Annotated in this window: 20 protein-coding genes; 12 read left to right on the top strand and 8 right to left on the bottom strand. The window is 34.7% G+C overall.

Going from position 1 to position 18385, the window contains the following annotated elements; genetic code table 11:
• Both C8P70_RS14270 and C8P70_RS11745 read left to right on the top strand, forming a co-directional pair.
• The coding region (locus C8P70_RS14270) for a T9SS type B sorting domain-containing protein (RefSeq protein ID WP_133712545.1) at positions 1-111 on the top strand (111 nt) is incomplete at its 5' end.
• 388 nt (positions 112-499) lie between these two features.
• Positions 500-919: a CBS domain-containing protein gene (locus C8P70_RS11745; protein WP_133713512.1), complete on the top strand. Its 420-nt coding sequence runs from the start codon at positions 500-502 to the stop codon at positions 917-919.
• Positions 920-1034: 115 nt separating this feature from the next.
• Here C8P70_RS11745 and C8P70_RS11740 read toward each other — a convergent pair whose 3' ends face one another.
• From C8P70_RS11740 to C8P70_RS11730, 3 genes are all read right to left on the bottom strand, one after another.
• The gene (locus C8P70_RS11740; RefSeq protein ID WP_133713511.1) at positions 1035-1361 is read right to left on the bottom strand and encodes a heavy-metal-associated domain-containing protein; all 327 of its coding nucleotides are present in this window, start codon (positions 1359-1361) and stop codon (positions 1035-1037) included.
• Between the two features lie 21 nt (positions 1362-1382).
• Entirely contained in the window at positions 1383-3629 is a 2247-nt protein-coding gene (locus C8P70_RS11735; protein ID WP_133713510.1) for a TonB-dependent receptor plug domain-containing protein, read from the bottom strand.
• An 82-nt stretch (positions 3630-3711) separates the two neighbouring features.
• On the bottom strand, positions 3712-4152 hold the full coding sequence (locus C8P70_RS11730; RefSeq protein WP_133713509.1) for an HYC_CC_PP family protein: 441 nt from the start codon (positions 4150-4152) through the stop codon (positions 3712-3714).
• A gap of 141 nt (positions 4153-4293) precedes the next feature.
• Here C8P70_RS11730 and C8P70_RS11725 point away from each other — a divergent pair, with 141 nt between their 5' ends.
• From C8P70_RS11725 to C8P70_RS11710, 4 genes are all read left to right on the top strand, one after another.
• Positions 4294-4749, top strand: a complete 456-nt coding sequence (locus C8P70_RS11725; RefSeq protein WP_133713508.1) for a GAF domain-containing protein — start codon at positions 4294-4296, stop codon at positions 4747-4749.
• 156 nt (positions 4750-4905) lie between these two features.
• Complete coding sequence (gene rpsO / locus C8P70_RS11720) at positions 4906-5175, top strand: 30S ribosomal protein S15 (protein WP_133713507.1); 270 nt, start codon at positions 4906-4908, stop codon at positions 5173-5175.
• Between the two features lie 160 nt (positions 5176-5335).
• Positions 5336-7519: a polyribonucleotide nucleotidyltransferase gene (locus C8P70_RS11715; protein ID WP_133713506.1), complete on the top strand. Its 2184-nt coding sequence runs from the start codon at positions 5336-5338 to the stop codon at positions 7517-7519.
• A gap of 68 nt (positions 7520-7587) precedes the next feature.
• Complete coding sequence (locus C8P70_RS11710; RefSeq protein ID WP_133713505.1) at positions 7588-8526, top strand: ketopantoate reductase family protein; 939 nt, start codon at positions 7588-7590, stop codon at positions 8524-8526.
• Positions 8527-8584: 58 nt separating this feature from the next.
• Here the strand turns inward: C8P70_RS11710 and C8P70_RS11705 are convergent, their stop codons facing one another.
• The gene (locus C8P70_RS11705; RefSeq protein ID WP_133713504.1) at positions 8585-8875 is read right to left on the bottom strand and encodes a hypothetical protein; all 291 of its coding nucleotides are present in this window, start codon (positions 8873-8875) and stop codon (positions 8585-8587) included.
• Positions 8876-9235: 360 nt separating this feature from the next.
• On the opposite strand from C8P70_RS11705, the gene C8P70_RS11700 reads away from it, so the two are divergent.
• Complete coding sequence (locus tag C8P70_RS11700) at positions 9236-10621, top strand: NAD(P)-binding domain-containing protein (RefSeq protein ID WP_133713503.1); 1386 nt, start codon at positions 9236-9238, stop codon at positions 10619-10621.
• Positions 10622-10756: 135 nt separating this feature from the next.
• Complete coding sequence (locus C8P70_RS11695; protein WP_133713502.1) at positions 10757-11620, top strand: sigma-70 family RNA polymerase sigma factor; 864 nt, start codon at positions 10757-10759, stop codon at positions 11618-11620.
• Positions 11621-11671: 51 nt separating this feature from the next.
• On the opposite strand, the gene C8P70_RS11690 is transcribed toward C8P70_RS11695, so the two are convergent.
• Positions 11672-11992, bottom strand: a complete 321-nt coding sequence (locus C8P70_RS11690) for a hypothetical protein (RefSeq protein WP_133713501.1) — start codon at positions 11990-11992, stop codon at positions 11672-11674.
• A gap of 126 nt (positions 11993-12118) precedes the next feature.
• Entirely contained in the window at positions 12119-13816 is a 1698-nt protein-coding gene (gene lysS, locus C8P70_RS11685; RefSeq protein ID WP_133713500.1) for a lysine--tRNA ligase, read from the bottom strand.
• Positions 13817-13959: 143 nt separating this feature from the next.
• Here lysS and C8P70_RS11680 point away from each other — a divergent pair, with 143 nt between their 5' ends.
• The 4 genes from C8P70_RS11680 to C8P70_RS11665 all read left to right on the top strand — a co-directional run bounded on the left by C8P70_RS11680 (position 13960) and on the right by C8P70_RS11665 (position 16234).
• A complete protein-coding gene (locus tag C8P70_RS11680) occupies positions 13960-14124 on the top strand; it encodes a YqaE/Pmp3 family membrane protein (protein ID WP_133713499.1) in 165 nt (54 codons plus the stop codon).
• Positions 14125-14138: 14 nt separating this feature from the next.
• Positions 14139-14846, top strand: a complete 708-nt coding sequence (gene lipB / locus C8P70_RS11675) for a lipoyl(octanoyl) transferase LipB (RefSeq protein ID WP_133713498.1) — start codon at positions 14139-14141, stop codon at positions 14844-14846.
• Between the two features lie 30 nt (positions 14847-14876).
• Positions 14877-15545 carry a ribulose-phosphate 3-epimerase gene (rpe, locus tag C8P70_RS11670; protein ID WP_133713497.1) on the top strand — a complete coding sequence of 223 codons (669 nt, stop codon included), beginning with the start codon at positions 14877-14879 and terminating at the stop codon, positions 15543-15545.
• A gap of 110 nt (positions 15546-15655) precedes the next feature.
• The gene (locus tag C8P70_RS11665) at positions 15656-16234 is read left to right on the top strand and encodes a pyridoxine/pyridoxamine 5'-phosphate oxidase (RefSeq protein ID WP_133713496.1); all 579 of its coding nucleotides are present in this window, start codon (positions 15656-15658) and stop codon (positions 16232-16234) included.
• Positions 16235-16315: 81 nt separating this feature from the next.
• Here C8P70_RS11665 and groL read toward each other — a convergent pair whose 3' ends face one another.
• Positions 16316-17950: a chaperonin GroEL gene (groL, locus tag C8P70_RS11660; RefSeq protein ID WP_133713495.1), complete on the bottom strand. Its 1635-nt coding sequence runs from the start codon at positions 17948-17950 to the stop codon at positions 16316-16318.
• 55 nt (positions 17951-18005) lie between these two features.
• Complete coding sequence (locus C8P70_RS11655; protein WP_133713494.1) at positions 18006-18281, bottom strand: co-chaperone GroES; 276 nt, start codon at positions 18279-18281, stop codon at positions 18006-18008.
• Positions 18282-18385: the final 104 nt, after the last annotated feature.

The following is an 18385-nucleotide window of genomic DNA, read 5'->3' as shown; positions in this document are numbered from 1 at the left end:
CAATGGCACGGACAAAATAAACAAGGCAAACAGCTTCCGGATGGAACGTATTATTATGTAATTATCGCCCACGGTAAAACGCGAACCGGATGGGTACAAATCAATAAGTAAATTATTAGTTTTTTGGTTAGATTTGGTTATCCCCGGATAAGTATTTTGTAATTTTACTTACCGGGGATTAACTTACCGAAAAGATGAGATATAGTAGGTGTGTTGAATTAAAGGATTACTAAGAATCTTAGGATTACATCACTTCTGATATCCATAGAGAAGCCAAAGGTTCATATGAGTTTATTCTGCTTTACGATTTGTTTTTCCTGAAAAGAGTATCGAGTTCTTCTAGATATTTTTAAAACAGGTACATAAAAGTTTTATTCAATAAACAAACTGCTTCTATATGTAAAGCTAGATAAGGCTATTGTTTAATAACCTGATAAAAATCATGTTTTATACAATCTGCTTGTTCTACATTTGTTTTATAAATTTAAAGAATTGCGATATGAAACAGCATGTTCCTATTTCAGGTATTATGACTAGAGAGCTTGTTAAGCTTAATATCACAGATTCTTTGACTAAAGCAGAAGAGCTTTTTAAAAAGAATAAAGTCAGGCATCTGCCTGTTGTCTCTGGAAACAAGTTGGTAGGTATTTTAAGTTATGCTGATTTATTGAAAGTGAGTCTGGCTGATTTTGGAGATGAAGATAAAAGTGTAGATACTACCGTGTTTAACATGTTTACGTTAGAGCAGGTAATGGTAAAAAATGTTACAACCATTCAGATGAATGAAAATATAAAATTCGCTGCAGAAATTTTAGCAAAGAAAGATTTTAGGGCATTGCCTGTAATGGATGGAAATCTGCTTGTAGGAATATTGACTACAACGGATTTAATAAAATATTTACTTGAACAATATGAATAATAAAATGCTATGAAGAATTAAAAGCTTTACAGTTTGTGAGTTTGTCTGTAAAGTTTCATATTGTTGTTTGAAAAAGCACTAATGAAATCTCATTAGTGCTTTTGTTTTTAGTTTATTATCTACTATACTGGCAACAAGAATGCAAGCTTTGGTAAGCTTCGTCTTCTGCAGTAATATGTTCTGTGTCATGACCTGCTTTGGCAATTGCTTTTTCAACCTCTTTTGTATTTGTCTTTTTTGGGTTGATATATAAATCTATTGCCTGCTTCTCAGCTGACCATTCTGCAGAACGCACTCCTTTTACGTCTAGGGCTGCTTTTTCGATTCTTTTTTTGCACATTTCACAATTTCCTTTTACAGAAATAGTTTGTTTTCCCTTTTCTTGTGCTTGTACTGTAGAGAAAAGAAATGCGATGATAAATGTTAAAAATACTTTTTTCATAATGTAATATTTTATATTGTTTTAATAATCTAATTTAAATCTCAATCCGGCATAATACATTTGCCCAAAGATGGGAGCATATACCATTGAACTGTCGAAATCTGGTCCAAAGGGATCTTCTGCTCCCAAAATAACTTGTTTTTGTGTGTAATTTCCGATGTTTTCTCCCCCTAGATAAATTTCAAATCTAGGAGAGAAAACCTTTGTAATTTGAAAATTCATTGTTGAAAACGGATTGCTGTAAGATTTCATTTGATTAACAACAGCATTGTCTGTAGTGGTAGGAATTCGCTGTTTCCCCAACCAGTTGTATGTAAAGTCAAACTTCCAGTTGCCTCCTTTGTCAGAAACCTCTGTTTCGTATTCTAAATTGGCAAAAAAACGGTGTTTAGGTTGGAAAGCTTTTTCAAATTTACCATTTTTTTGATCTGTTTGAATGTCATAGAATTTATAAGCAGATTTTAAATTTAAATTTCGCAAAATGTTGTAATTAAATTCTAATTGTAAACTATTGGCGTAGGAATTTCCCTCTAAATTATAAAAATCGATTAAATGCGAACTTTGATCGATATCAACTACAATTTGATTGGAAAAATCAGTTCGATAAAAATCGAAAGTTGTTTCTGCTTTTCTTCCGAAGATATGGAATCCCTGTGAAAAACTGATTCCGTAATTCCAGGCTATTTCCGGATCTAAATTATAGATTTTGCCTCCGTTGCCTTGTATCTGAAAATGACGATTAGAAGCTAAATAAATTTGATTTTCCGCAAATATATTAGCCAGCCTTTTTCCACGTCCGGCAGAAGCTCTCAAAACCCCATCTTCCCATGGATTGTATCTCAAGTGTAACCTAGGGGTCAAAAAGGCTCCCATTCTATTGTGATAATCAAAACGCATTCCCATAATAATGCTAAAGTTATCAGTGTTGTCATAGGTGTATTCCAAAAATGTTCCTACTGAATTATCTATGCGATCGAAATTGCCATCAAGTGAGGGAACCAATATATCCTCTTGGTATTTATCCAATGTAAAACTGATCCCTGTGCTAAACTTATTAAGGGTATTGTTGATAATTGAACTAAAGAGGAAGTTGGAATAAAAACTGTTTTGTTTGATATCATACTGGTTTAACCCAAAATAAGAGTCTTGTTTGTGATAATTATAAGATAGTTGTAACCCCATGCTTTGAAAAGGCATATCAGGAAATACATAACCTATTTTGGTAGATAAATCTAGTTTTTCGGTATTAATTTCAGATCCCCAAAGATGAGTTTTTCCCCGATCTGTTTTTTTGTCAAAATCCATTTGCCCGGTTTGCTTCTTGTCGTTCATATAACGCCAAGTAAAAAAGCTTATCCATCCTTTTTCCAGATTGGTATATTGCCAGCGGTTCATGATATTAATCTGATCTCCTTTAGGCATATCCATAAAACCATCTTTATTTTCGTCGTGTTTTCCGGTTCGGGTATTTCCATGCAAAAATAAACTGGTACTCCACTTATCGGACAGGTGGCTGCTGGCGTGTATATTTGCTTCAAAACGCTGGTCGGTTGATCCGTATAGGTTGACAAATAAAGGACGGTCATTGATAGGTTTTATCAGTTCAGTATTTATTTGTCCGGAAATGCTTTCGTATCCGTTAATTACTGTTCCGGCTCCTTTTGTAATTTGTATGTTTTCAACCCATGTTCCGGGGGTAAAAGTTAGTCCGTATGCTTGAGAGGCTCCTCTGACTGCCGGAATGTTTTCCTCTGCAATAAGGATGTAAGGACTGGTTAATCCCAGCATTTTTATTTGCTTGGTTCCCGTTACAGCATCTGAATAGTTTACGTCAATAGAAGGATTAGTTTCAAATGCTTCCGATATATTGCAGCAAGCTGCTTTTAAGAGCTCGCCACTATTCATAGTAATGCTATTTGTAGTGCCTTTTAAAGATCGGACTGTATTGCGTTGTTTGGTGTTAATCAAAACCTCTTCCAGTTCGGTGTCAGGTACTAATTTGGCATTTATCTTTTTGGGTTCTTCGTGAATGCGGATTGTTTGGGATTGATAACCAACATAACTAATAATTAGATTGCTATCAGGTTGAAATGGAATAGAAAAATGACCGTTTGAGTCAGTGGTAACTCCGATAGATGTATTTTCCCAAAAAACTGAGGCTCCGATAGCAGATTGATTATTTTCATCTACAATTGTTCCTGTTAGTTGTTCTTGAGCGTAAACAGACGAAATTGCAGATAATGCAATTATCGCGAATGTATATTTCATGTACTTAGATATTAATAAATTAAAAAATAAACCATCATTCCGAAAGAGGAATAATTAAAAGCTAAATTTTAAAATATTAGTATCAGGCGTAAAAAATAAACTGACAATACAGTTTGAAAAGAGGTGGAGCGTTAGAGTCCACATAATAAGCTAAATACTTATCTTTAGTTGGGTAATCTTCAATACTATCTAGCAGCAATTCGGTCCATGAAGAATCTGCAATAAAGCCTTCAAACTGGAGAGGAAGGGTTTTAATAATAATAACAGACTGATCGGAAGAATTAGACTTTATAATCTGATCTCTGCAGCAATCCTCTGTATTGTCCTTTTGGTGTTGCTCTGTTTTTTGACAGCAAGACATTGACTCTTCCTCTTCCATTGCACAATGATGCTTTGCATCCTGCAAGTATGAAAGCTGACTAAATACAATGTCTCTGCAATAATGCACATTGACAGACCATCCTACATTTGAGAAAATGAAGACAATCAGAAATAGGATGCTTATGTGCTTCTTGTTTAGCATGATACAAAGTTATAAAAAAAAACTAAAAATAGAAGCAGATTCTTGGTTTAACATTTTTTAAGAAATCAGCCGAAGCTAAAACCTGATTATACCCGCGATTTTAAATAGATTTGCAAAATAAATTTTAAGAAGTATAGAGGAATGGATTATGGTATTTTGTTAAGCACGGCTAAAACTATATTAAATAAAGAAGAAAATAAAATAGAACATAAACTTCAAGAACTCTGTGATTTATTACAGCAATCCGTAGAACACTATGATTGGGTTGGCTTTTATTTTGCTAATCAAGAGGAAAAAACGCTGCATTTAGGACCATACGCGGGCTTGCCTACCGATCATACTGTTATTCCTTTTGGAAAAGGGATTTGCGGACAGGTGGCTGTGTCAAACAATACTTTTTTAGTCGACGACGTTACTGCGCAAGATAATTATATTTCGTGCAATATCAATGTGAAAGCAGAAATTGTAGTTCCTTTATTTGTTAGCGGACAAAATGTTGGACAGATTGATATCGATTCTAACACTTTAAATGCTTTTACATCAGAAGACCGGCTTTTTCTTGAAAAAATGAATGAAGAAATAGCTCGGTTATTTTAATTCTATGTATCTGATTGTGTTTACGTAATAATTAATTCTCTAAGCAGAGAAAAAAAATCTTTTTTGGCAAGGATATTAAAAAAATAAAATTACCTTTGCGCCTGAATTGCGGAGAGACTGTAATTCGTGCATAAAAATGATTTAAAAAATATTAGCATGTACTTAACAAAAGAAATTAAAGAAGAAATCTTTGCAAAACACGGAGGTAATGCAAAGAATACAGGCTCTGCTGAGGGACAAATAGCTTTGTTCTCTTACAGAATTGCTCACTTGACAGAACATTTGAAAAAAAATCGTAAAGATTATAATACAGAGCGTTCACTGGTTCTTTTAGTAGGTAAAAGAAGAAGACTACTTGACTACTTGAAGAAAACAGAAATCAACAGATATCGTGAGATTATTAAAGAATTGAATATTAGAAAATAATCAATAGAGAAGAGGTGCCTGCGCGCCTCTTTTTGTTTTTTAGCCTTTTAGCAGAAAAAGTCTGGTTTTTCATTGGGTTTCATACAACTACACAACAACACACACAACTATTAATTACGTCTCTCTTCGGAGAGACAGAAACCCTAAAGTATAAATTATTATGATTCCTAAGGTAACTAAAGAAATTATCGATTTAGGAGATGGGAGAAGCATCTCAATCGAAACAGGAAAATTAGCAAAACAAGCAGATGGGTCTGTTGTTGTTAGAATGGGTGATTGTATGTTATTGGCAACAGCGGTTTCCGCACGTACAGCGAATCCGGGTGTTGATTTTTTGCCATTAACCGTAGATTACAGAGAAAAGTTTTCTGCTGCCGGGCGTTTTCCGGGAGGCTTTTTTAAACGAGAAGCACGTCCTAGTGATCAGGAAATTCTGACCATGCGTCTTGTTGACCGTTGTCTTCGTCCGTTATTTCCGGATGATTATCATGCAGAAACACAAGTGATGATTCAGTTAATGTCTTTTGACGAAAATGTAATGCCGGATGCATTAGCAGGTTTGGCTGCATCAGCTGCATTGGCTGTGTCAGATATTCCGTTTTACAACTACATTTCTGAAGTAAGAGTGGCTCGTGTAGAAGGAAAACTCGTTATCAATCCCTCAAGAGAGCAGTTGGAGGCTTCCGATATCGATATGATGATCGGTGCTTCTAAAGATTCTGTCTGTATGGTAGAAGGTGAGATGAAAGAGATTTCTGAATTGGAAATGATCGAAGCCATTAAATTTGCTCATGAAGCTATTAAGGCGCAAATTGAAGCGCAAGAAAAGATGCGTGCCGCTTTAAATCTGACTTACAGAGAATATGAACCGGAAGAAGAAGATGCAAATGTAGAATCAGCTGTTCACAATGCTGCTTATGCTAAGCTGTACGAAATAGCATCACATGCAAGCGGTAAACAAGAAAGAGGTGAAAAATTTGCTGAAGTTAAAGAAGAAGTTTTGGCTTTGTTTTCTGAAGAAGAACGTGAAGAAAGAGCCGAACTGATTAGTAAATATTTTGGAAAAGTACAAAAAGAAGCTGTCCGCAATTTAATTTTAGATAAAGGAATTCGTTTAGATGGTCGTCAAACAACTGAAATTCGCCCTATTTGGTGTGAAGTTGACTATTTGCCTTCTACTCATGGTTCTTCTATTTTTACACGTGGAGAAACTCAGGCTTTAGCAACAGTTACATTAGGTACTTCAAGAGAAGCCAACGTTATTGATTTGCCAAGTGAGCAAGGAGAAGAAAAATTTTATTTACATTATAATTTCCCGCCTTTCTCAACAGGAGAGGCAAAACCGTTAAGAGGAGTTTCGAGAAGAGAAGTAGGACACGGAAATTTAGCACAGCGCGCACTAAAAACAATGATTCCTGACGATTGTCCTTATACAATCCGATTGGTTTCAGAAGTATTGGAGTCTAATGGTTCATCTTCTATGGCAACAGTTTGTGCCGGTACCTTGGCGTTGATGGATGCAGGTATCCAAATTAAAAAGCCGGTTTCAGGTATCGCTATGGGATTAATCTCAGACAGCAAAACCGGGCGATGGGCCGTTTTGTCCGATATTTTGGGTGATGAAGACCACTTAGGTGATATGGATTTTAAAGTAACAGGAACCAAAGACGGTATCACTGCTTGTCAGATGGATATTAAAATTGAAGGCTTGGCTTACGAAATTATGGAGCAAGCTTTAAAACAAGCTCATGACGGGCGTATGCACATTCTTGGTAAACTGACAGATACGATTGCAACACCTAACGCTACGGTTAAACCAAAAGCTCCTAAAATTATTACAGTGGATATTCCCAAAGATTTTATTGGTGCAATTATTGGTCCGGGTGGGAAAAATATTCAGGCGCTTCAGGCAGAAACAGGAACTACAATTGTAATTAATGAAGTAGGCAATCTGGGGATTATTGAGATTTTAGGCACAAGTCAGGAAGGAATGGATAAAGTGCTTCAAACAATCAGCAATACAATTTTTGCTCCGGTTGAAGGCGAAACGTACAAAGTAAAAGTTGTGAAAATGCTTGACTTCGGTGCGGTAGTAGAATTTGTACCGGGTAAAGAAACATTGCTTCACGTATCTGAGTTCGATTGGAAACGAATTGAAAATCCATCAGATGTGTTAAAAATGGGAGACGAATTAGATGTAAAATATATGGGAATTGATCCGAAAACTAAAAAAGCAAAAGTTTCCAGAAAAGCTTTACTGCCTCGTCCACCAAGAGAAAACAAAGAAAAAACTTCTTTTAATAAAGAAAGTAACAATAAAGAAGATAAAACAGGAAATAAATAAAGTTTTGTTTTAAAATATAAGCCACCTTTTAAAGGTGGTTTTTTTGTAAAAATATAAAGCATCAGAAAATGACAAAAGTGAGAATTGCAATTGTAGGTTTGGGCGGTGTAGGAGGCTTTTATGGCGGATTATTGGCCCATAAATACGAAAATAATCCAGAGGTAGAAATCTGTTTTGTAGCGAGAGGAAAGCATTTGTCTGAAATAAAAGTAAAGGGTTTAAAAGTTATTTCGGGCGAGAGAATTATAATTGGAAATCCGTTTGAAGCAGTAGAGGATATTTCTTTGTTAGCACCTGTGGATTATATCATTCTCTGTACAAAAGAGTATGATTTAGAAAGTATACGTAAAGGATTAAAAGATTTAATTCATCAGAATACAGTAATACTTCCTCTTTTAAATGGAGTCAGCACTTATGAAAAATTGCAAAGCGAATTAATTGAAAATGAAGTGTGGCAAGGTTGTACTTACATGGTTTCAAGATTAAAAGAACCAGGAATAATTGAGAATCTTAGTGGAAGACAAAAGATTGTATTTGGATCAGATTCAGTTGTGTCCTCTCGCATGAAATTTTTAGAGATTGTTTTAAAGGATGCAGGAATTAACGCTCATTGTACAGATAGTGTTTCGGGAGAAGTTTGGGAAAAGTATATTTTAGTGTCTTCGTCGGCTACTGCTACTGCTTTTTATAATTGCAGTATAGGACAGGTTATGCAGAATTACTCAGACAGTATCAAAAATTTAATTTCAGAAGCAACAGCAATAGCTTTAAAAAAAGAGGTTAAACTGCCGAAAGATATAATTGATATAATAATTAGCAGACTAAAAGCTATTCCCGGAGGTTCAACCACTTCTATGCATAGCGATTTTTTGAATAATAGAAAACAAACAGAATTAAATGTTATGGCTGGCTATATGGTTGAACAAGGAAAATTGCTATCTGTTCCTGTGCCTCATTATACATTGATGTATAGTGCTTTAGTTATAAAACAAGGAGAGTATTTATAAGATAAGATTTGAATTTTGACTTATCTAAATGAGCCGCTTTTTTTATTAAAACCGTTGCTTAAAACCAAATTAGCATATAACAAATTAATCCGATTAAAATAATCAGTGGAAAAATCATAGCACTAAATGAAATCTTCTTTTTTACAGTTAAAAAAATCCAAATGAATGGCAGGGCAAATAAAGTAACAATAAGCGGAAGCCATACTATTTCGTATATTGCTCCTAACACCTTAGCCTGATAAATTCCGCTTTCAGTAATTTCGTATAGCTTAGCTATGCCTAAAAAGAAAACAACTACCACAACATCAATTATAGTGATTGTTTTTAATATCTTATATCTTTGTATCATATGATCTTAATTAACCTTTGTATACCTCAAATTTAAAAAAATAATTAGAAGTATAAATTAAAGGTTTGACTTTTAGATATTTGTATATAATTGAAAAAATAACTATATTTGCATTTATTTGATTTACACTTTTGTGTTGTCAAATTAATTAATACAGTTAATAAGGAGGTAATTCCTTGTATTTTGAAACCTTTTGAGGTTTTCTTTTAGGATTTTTGCTTCGGCATAGTCTGTCAAAAAATCACTCGTTATGGGTGTCTATTAAGAATCAACAGCATTCTTTTTTGATAAAATCTTGAATCTAAATTTATTAATGACTTTCATTTTGTATTAAATGAGAGCTAAAAATATTGTGTTAAAATGACAAATTTTAAAGTAGGTATTATTGGTGCTGGTCCAAGTGGACTGGCTATGCTAAGAGCATTTGAATCGGAACAGAAAAAGGGTAATCCTATTCCTGAAATCAAATGTTATGAAAAACAAGATAATTGGGGAGGAATGTGGAATTATACATGGCGCACGGGAGTCGGGAAATATGGTGAACCCATCCACGGAAGTATGTATAAATATTTGTGGTCAAATGGTCCTAAAGAGTGCTTGGAATTTGCAGACTATACCTTTATGGAACATTTTAAACAACCTATTTCTTCTTATCCTCCGAGAGAAGTATTATTTGATTATATCGAAGGACGTATAAAACAAAGTAATGCTCGCGATTATATTAAATTTAATACTGTTGCCCGTTGGGTTGATTATCTTGAAGATAAAAAGCAATTTAGAGTAATCTTTGACGATTTAGTCGAGAATGTAACTTTTGAAGAACACTTTGATTATTTGGTTGTAGGTACCGGGCATTTTTCTACCCCAAATATGCCCTATTTTAAAGGAATAGAAAATTTTCCTGGAGTAATTATGCACGCCCATGACTTTAGAGGGGCAGATCAGTTTATCGATAAAGATATTTTGCTGATTGGAAGTAGTTATTCTGCGGAGGATATAGGTGTGCAATGTTTTAAACACGGCAGTAAATCGATTACAATTTCATATCGAACTAATCCGATTGGCGTAAAATGGCCTGCGGGTATAGAAGAAAAACCCTTGGTTTCTCACTTTAAAGGAAATACAGCGTTTTTTAAAGACGGAAGTTCTAAAGAATTTGATGCCGTTGTTTTGTGTACAGGATATCAGCATAAATTTCCTTTCTTGCCGGATAATCTGCGGTTAAAAACTAAAAACTGTTTATATCCTGACAATTTATATAAGGGAATTGTATATAACGAAAATGAAAGATTGATTTTTTTAGGTATGCAGGATCAGTATTACACATTCAATATGTTTGATACACAAGCTTGGTTTGCAAGAGATTATATGCTTGGACGAATTGATATTCCTAAAAAAGCAGAAAGAAATATAGATATTGAAAAATGGATAGAAAAAGAAGCAGCAACAAAAACGGGTTATGATCATGTTGATTTTCAGACTGATTACATTAAAGAATTGATTAGTTTAACAGATTACCCTAGTTTTGATTTAGATAAGGTGGCTGATATGTTTAAAAGCTGGTTAAACGACAAAGAAGAAAATATTCTTAAATATCGAGATAAAGTTTATACTTCCGTTATGACAGGAGTGACTGCAGAAGAACATCATACACCATGGATGAAAGAATTAGACGATAGCTTAGAACGCTACTTAGACGAAGTCGTAGCTGATGAAGTTGAGCTAAGTAAAACCAATTATTACTAATGAAAAAAGGACTCTTTGACGAGTCCTTTTTTTTATGATTAAAAAAAAAAATGAAAATATTGTAACTTTTTACTTGTTGTTTACGTATAATAGGTACAAGATAAATTAATAGCAGATAATAAGGATTGAGATAATATGAGACAACTTAAAATAACCAAGCAGGTAACCAATCGTGAAACAGCATCATTGGATAAATATTTGCAGGAGATAGGTAAAGTAGATTTAATTACTGCAGATGAAGAAGTAGAGCTGGCGCAGCGGATAAAAGCAGGAGACCAAAGAGCTTTGGAAAAATTGACTAAAGCAAATCTTCGTTTTGTGGTATCTGTAGCTAAACAATATCAGAATCAAGGACTTACTTTGCCCGATTTGATTAACGAAGGAAATTTAGGGTTAATTAAAGCGGCTCAGCGTTTTGACGAAACAAGAGGGTTTAAATTTATATCTTATGCGGTATGGTGGATTCGTCAGTCTATTTTATCAGCTTTGGCAGAACAGTCAAGAATTGTGCGTTTGCCTTTAAATAAAATTGGATCTATCAATAAGATTAATAAAATGTATGCCTTGTTAGAACAGTCTAATGAGCGTCCGCCATCTGCTGAAGAAATCGCACAGGAATTAGATATGACGGTAAATGACGTTAAAGAGAGTATGAAAAACTCCGGACGACATTTATCAATGGATGCGCCATTAGTAGAAGGAGAGGATTCTAACTTATATGATGTGTTGCGTTCCGGAGAATCGCCTAATCCTGATAGAGAGCTGATTCACGAATCACTGAAAACAGAAATAGAAAGAGCATTGGAAACACTAACGCCTCGCGAAGCGGATGTAGTTCGCCTGTATTTCGGATTGGGCAATCAGCACCCGATGACTCTGGAAGAAATTGGAGAAACATTTGATTTAACGCGTGAGCGCGTCAGACAAATTAAGGAAAAAGCTATTCGCAGACTCAAACACACTTCGAGAAGTAAAATTTTGAAAACATATTTAGGATAAAATAAAAAGCCGAATCTTTAAAGACTCGGCTTTTTATATAAGGCTGTTTTTTTATTCCATTATTTTTTTAAACAAAGCTTCATTTTTACTGAATTTTGCATATTGATCTCCCAATAGAGCTTGAAATCTTCCTTCTAACGTTTTTTTGATATTTTCTTTAGAATCAGTAGAATTGTATTTATAATCCAACAATTGCTTTACAGCAGATTGCTGAGATTGAGAGAGCTTGTAGTTTTCTGAAAGTTCTTTTATATTTTCTCTGATAACAACTTCAGTTTTTTCTTTCTGTTCGGCTGTTTTTTTATCTTGTGCCAAGATATTGCCTGTGATGCTGAAAATAGCTAATAGGGCAATGTAAATTGTTTTTTTCATAATTATAGTTTTGTGGTTACGCACAAATATATGATTTTTTGTATAAGTTAATCGTGTATAAGATAAAAAGTTTAATTTACTGCTTGGGGTAAATTAAAAAAGAGAGAAATTTATTCTCTCTTTTGATTATTGAAATATTGTGTATTTGATATCGTTTTCGGTAATTATTTTTGTCAGATTATGACTTGCCAATCCCTTCATCGCCTTATCCCATTTTTTTCCGCTTAGTGAAGCTTGCTCTTTTAGCGAATTCAGCTCCATTTTATTGTCGTTCTTTTCAAGAATACTGAGAATCAGTTTTTCCTCTTCGGATAACTCCACCTCAGGTTTTTTCTTTTCCGGACGCATTTGAGGAAAGAAAAGAACTTCCTGTATAGATGGATTATTTGTTAAAAACATAATTAAACGATCCATTCCGATACCTAAGCCCGACGTTGGCGGCATGCCATATTCTAAAGCTCTTAAAAAATCTTGATCAATAAACATAGCTTCATCATCCCCACGTTCTGCCAAGTCCATTTGTGCCTCAAAACGTTCTCGCTGATCAATAGGATCATTTAACTCTGAGTAAGCATTGGCGATTTCTTTTCCGCACACCATTAGTTCAAAACGCTCTGTTAATTCAGGATTATCTCTGTGTGCTTTTGTTAAAGGAGACATCTCTTTTGGATAATCGGTAATAAAAGTGGGCTGAATATAGTTTCCTTCGCATTTCTCACCAAATATTTCATCAATTAATTTTCCTTTTCCCATCGATTCATCCACTGCAATCCCCATGCTTAAAGCGGCTTTTCGTATTTCATCCTCTGTTTTTCCGGTAATATCAAATCCTGTAAACTCTTTAATAGATTCTGTCATGGTAACGCGCTTGTACGGAGCTTTAAAGTTAATTTCATGTTCGCCAAATTTAGCTTGTGTTGTTCCGTTTACGGCTATTGAACAGTGTTCTAATAGTTTCTCTGTAAAATCCATCATCCAATTGTAATCTTTGTAAGCAACGTAGATTTCCATAGCTGTAAACTCTGGATTATGGGTTCTATCCATTCCTTCGTTACGGAAGTTTTTAGAAAATTCATATACTCCGTCAAACCCGCCAACAATAAGTCTTTTTAAATACAATTCGTTGGCAATTCTCAAATACAGTGGAATATCCAATGCATTGTGATGAGTAACAAAAGGGCGTGCGGCCGCTCCCCCCGGAATTGATTGTAAAACAGGAGTTTCTACTTCCATATATCCGGCATCATTGAAAAACTGGCGCATTGCATTGAACAGTTTAGTACGTTTGATGAAAATATCTTTGTTTTGAGGATTTACTACTAAATCTACATAACGCATTCTGTATCTCAATTCCGGATCAGTAAAAGCGTCATAAGTATTTCCTTCTGCGTCAGTTTTAGGTAGCGGTAGCGGTCGCAAAGCTTTACTTAGCAAAGTGAGGTTTTTTACTCTCACTGTTTTTTCGCCTACTTGCGTCGTAAATAATTCTCCCTCAATTCCAATAATATCTCCTAAATCGATCAGTTTTTTATATACCTCGTTATATAGTGTTTTGTCTTCATCCGGACAGAGTTCGTCGCGGTTAATATATAATTGGATTTTACCTTCGCTATCCTGAATAGTTGCAAAAGAAGCTTTTCCCTGAATTCTTGAAGACATCAATCTCCCTGATACAATTACCTTCTTACTTTCTTCGAAATCATTTTTGACCTGTTTCGAGGTATAATTAACCGGAAATAGATTAGCAGGATAAGGATTTACACCAAGTTCTTGCAGTTTGCTCAGCTTTTCTCGTCTGATGATTTCTTGTTCTGAAAGTTGCATAGTAATTGTAAATTTATTTAAAAAAGCAAATATAGTTAATCTTTGAAAATGCGGCAATTGCTATCATTTATAAATTGACTGAAAATTAAACTGTGCTTATATGAGAAAAAAAAGCGAAATTTGTATAATATAAAAGAATAAAGATGAGTATTTGGAGAGTTTTATTGTCAATTTTTTTGCCTCCGTTAGCTGTTTTTGATAAGGGATGCGGTTCTATTGTAATTGTGTTTTTACTTACGCTTGCCGGTTGGGTACCGGGGATTATAGGTGCATTGGTAATTTTGAATAACCCAAAGTATAATAGATAACCAAGATTTTTAAGATGAATAAAAGAGTAGAGCTGATTGACCTCGGTGAGAGGGATTATAAAGATACGTGGGATTATCAGGAAGAAATTTTTCAGTCTGTTTTGCAAACTAAAGTAGACAACAGAAAAAATGAAACGGACAAGGCTACTCAAAATTATTTTCTATTTGTTGAACATCCTCATGTCTATACATTAGGGAAAAGCGGACATATAGAGAATATGCTGCTTAATAAAGAACAATTGGAAGAAAAAGGAGCAACTTTTTACAAGATTAACCGGGGAGGAGATATTACTTATCACGGTCCGGGTCAGATTGTAGGATACCCGATATTAGATTTGGAAAATTTTTTTACCGATATTCATAAATATCTTCGCCTATTGGAAGAAACTATTATCATGACATTAAAAGATTATGGAATAGAGTCGGGAAGAAGCGAGGGAGAAACTGGTGTTTGGTTAGGTGTAGGTACTCCTTTTGCTCGCAAAATTTGTGCTATGGGAGTAAGGGCTTCGCGTTGGGTAACAATGCATGGCTTTGCTTTCAATGTAAATACTGATTTGGGATATTTTGACAATATAATTCCTTGTGGAATACGAGGCAAAGGAGTAACATCATTAAATGTAGAACTCGGACAGGAACATGTAAATGAGGAGGAAGTAAAAGAAAAAATCTTAAAATATTTTAGTATGCTTTTTGAGGCAGAAGTAGTAGTGGCTAATTGATATATTTAATAAGAAATAACATAGATACATATGAAAAATACAATAATAGCACCTTCAGTTTTAGCAGCTGATTTCGCAAACTTACAACGAGATATAGAAATGATAAATGAAAGTCAGGCAGACTGGTTTCATATCGATATCATGGATGGCGTTTTTGTACCTAATATTTCTTTCGGGATGCCTGTTTTAGAAGCTATTAATAAACATAGAGATACAAATAAGATATTGGATGTTCACTTGATGATTGTTGATCCGGATCGCTATATAAAAACTTTTAGCGAGCTTGGAGCAGATATATTAACAGTGCACTATGAAGCTTGTACACATTTACACCGCACCATTCAGGCTATTAAAACTGAAGGAATGAGAGCAGGAGTAGCTTTGAATCCTCATACACCGGTTGCTGTGTTAGAAGATATTATTCAAGATTTGGATTTGGTTTTAATCATGAGTGTTAATCCGGGTTTTGGAGGGCAAAGCTTTATTGAGAATACCTATAATAAGATTCTTAAATTAAAAGCTATGATTGATGCAAAAGAAGCTCAGGTTATAATTGAGGTCGATGGTGGCGTAAATAATAAAAATGCTAAAGCTTTGACAGAAGCCGGGGCAGCAGCATTAGTGGCGGGTAATTTTGTATTTAGTTCAAAAAATCCCATCAATACAATAGCTGATTTAAAAGAAATTACTTCTAAATAGGATGAGGTTATAACGCCTATTTTCATTTTTCATAATAAAAATGCTTTGTATAGTAAGTTAGTAGTGTATTTTATTATGAAACGTAGTAGATATTTATTAGATGAGAGTATATGAATAACCCTATTAAATATTTTAATCAACTATATCGACAAGAATTAAAGCATACTGCAGTAAAAATTCCTTCTGCATGCTGTTTTACAACAATAGGAGTAGACGGTTTTCCTAATAGCAGATTTGTGTCGTGCAAAGAAGTAGTAAATGATCGCTTTATTATCACAGGTAATAAAAAAGCTAGAAAGGGTATAGAAGCTAGAGAAAATAATAAAGTAGCTTTGGCATTTTGGTGGACGTCTACTAATATACAAGTGCGTGTGCAGGGAGTTATTAAAGAGTTAGATTTTAGTTATAGCGAAACTTATTTTAAAGGACGAAATAGAGAGAGTCAGATTGTATCAACTGTAAGCAATCAAGGAGAAGAATTAAGTGATATAGCATGGTTAGAACAAGCTTATATGGCAGTTGATAACCAATATAAAGAAAAGTCTCTTCCAACTCCAGAATCTTTCGGAGTATGGGCGATTATACCTTATCGCATAGAATTCTTAATTTTTAATGATAGTCGATTTCATGAGAGGGTGCTCTATGAACAAAGAGGAGGTGTATGGAAGAAGACATTCCTAAAACCATAGGAAGTAGCAGAGTAGTGTATGATAGAAAAAAAGGAGATATCTATTAGATATCTCCTTTTAATAATATTAATAAGATAAGAATTACATCATACCTGGCATTCCGCCTCCCATAGGCATTCCGCTGCCTCCAGCGTTTTCGTCTTTAATATCCACTAAAGCGCATTCTGTAGTTAAAATCATTCCGGATACAGAAGCGGCGTTTTCTAATGCAACTCTGGTTACTTTTTTAGGGTCAATAACACCAGCTTGAAGCATATCTACATATTCGTCAGTTTTTGCATTATATCCGAAGCTGTCTTTTCCTTCCAAAACTTTGGCTACAATAACGGAACCTTCTAATCCTGCATTTTCAACGATAGTTCTCAAAGGCGCTTCTATTGCTCTTGCTACAATTTGGATACCTGTTTCTTCGTCTGCAGAAACTGCTTTAATATTGCTAAGGGCGGCTTTTGTTCTTAATAAGGCTACTCCTCCTCCGGCAACAATACCTTCTTCAACGGCAGCTCGGGTTGCGTGAAGGGCATCGTCAACGCGGTCTTTTTTCTCTTTCATCTCTACTTCTGATGCAGCGCCTACAAAAAGAACAGCAACTCCTCCTGCTAATTTAGCTAAACGTTCTTGCAGTTTTTCTCTGTCATAGTCAGAAGTGGTAACTTCCATTTGAGCTTTAATCTGATTTACTCTGTTTTTAATCATTTCAGCATCACCGCTTCCGCTAACAATCGTAGTGTTGTCTTTGTCAATAGAAACTCGTTTACAAGTTCCAAGCATCTCCAAAGTTGTATTCTCTAACGTGTAGCCTTGTTCTTCTGAAATAACCACTCCGCCAGTCAAGATAGCAATATCTTCCAACATAGCTTTTCTGCGATCTCCAAATCCAGGCGCCTTAACAGCTGCTATTTTTAGAGCACCTCTTAATTTGTTGACTACTAAAGTAGAAAGAGCTTCTCCGTCTACATCTTCTGCAATGATTAACAAAGGTTTTCCTGATTGTGCAATTGGTTCTAAAATCGGAAGAAGTTCTTTTAGAGAAGATACTTTTTTATCGTATAGCAAAATGTAAGGAGATTCTAGTTCTACCTCCATTTTTTCAGAATTTGTTACAAAGTAAGGAGATAGATATCCTCTGTCAAATTGCATTCCTTCTACTACGTCAACGTAAGTTTCTGTTCCTTTTGCTTCTTCAACAGTGATAACGCCTTCTTTTCCTACTTTTTCAAATGCTTTTGCAATAAGTTCTCCGATAAATTCATCATTATTTGCAGAAATTGAAGCTACTTGTTGAATTTTATCCATAGATCCGCCAACTTCCTGAGCTTGCTTTTTAAGTTCTTCTACGATTACTTCAACAGCTTTATCAATTCCGCGTTTTAAATCCATTGGATTTGCACCAGCTGCAACGTTTTTTAAACCTTCTTTTACGATAGCTTGAGCCAAAACAGTAGCAGTTGTAGTACCGTCTCCGGCTAAATCGTTGGTTTTGGAAGCGACTTCTTTTACCATTTGCGCTCCCATATTTTCTAAAGTATCTTCTAATTCAACTTCTTTAGCAACAGAAACACCGTCTTTTGTAACGGTTGGTCCTCCAAAAGATTTTCCAATAATTACATTTCTTCCTTTAGGTCCTAAAGTTACTTTTACAGCATTTGCCAATGCATCTACACCGCGTTTTAATCCTTCGCGAGCTTCTATATCGAATTTTATATCTTTTGCCATTGTGTTTTAATGTTTAATAATTAAAGTTTAAAATTTTAGTTTTTGTAATGTCTGATTAAATAATTGCTAAGATGTCGTCTTCTCGCATGATTAAATAATCTTTTCCTTCAAATTTTAAATCTGTTCCGGCGTATTTACCGTAAAGTACGATATCGCCAATTTTAACAGTCATATCATGGTCTTTTGTACCATTTCCTACCGCTACTACAGTACCTTTCTGAGGTTTTTCTTTGGCTGTGTCCGGAATAAAAATACCCGAAGCAGTTTTTGTTTCTGCCGGTAAAGGTTCAATAAGAACTCTGTCTGCAAGTGGTTTTATGTTTAATGCCATAATAAAAAAATTTATGAAATTGAATTTATATTTTATAATATTCTGCGTAGGATCAGGCATAAAGTATGCCAAAACTAAAACATGACAAGGAGGTGTAAAAAAAA

Source organism: Myroides indicus, from assembly GCF_004364575.1.
In the GTDB taxonomy this organism is placed as follows: Bacteria; Bacteroidota; Bacteroidia; order Flavobacteriales; family Flavobacteriaceae; genus Flavobacterium; species Flavobacterium indicum_A.
This window is presented reverse-complemented; position numbering and strand designations above follow the sequence as displayed.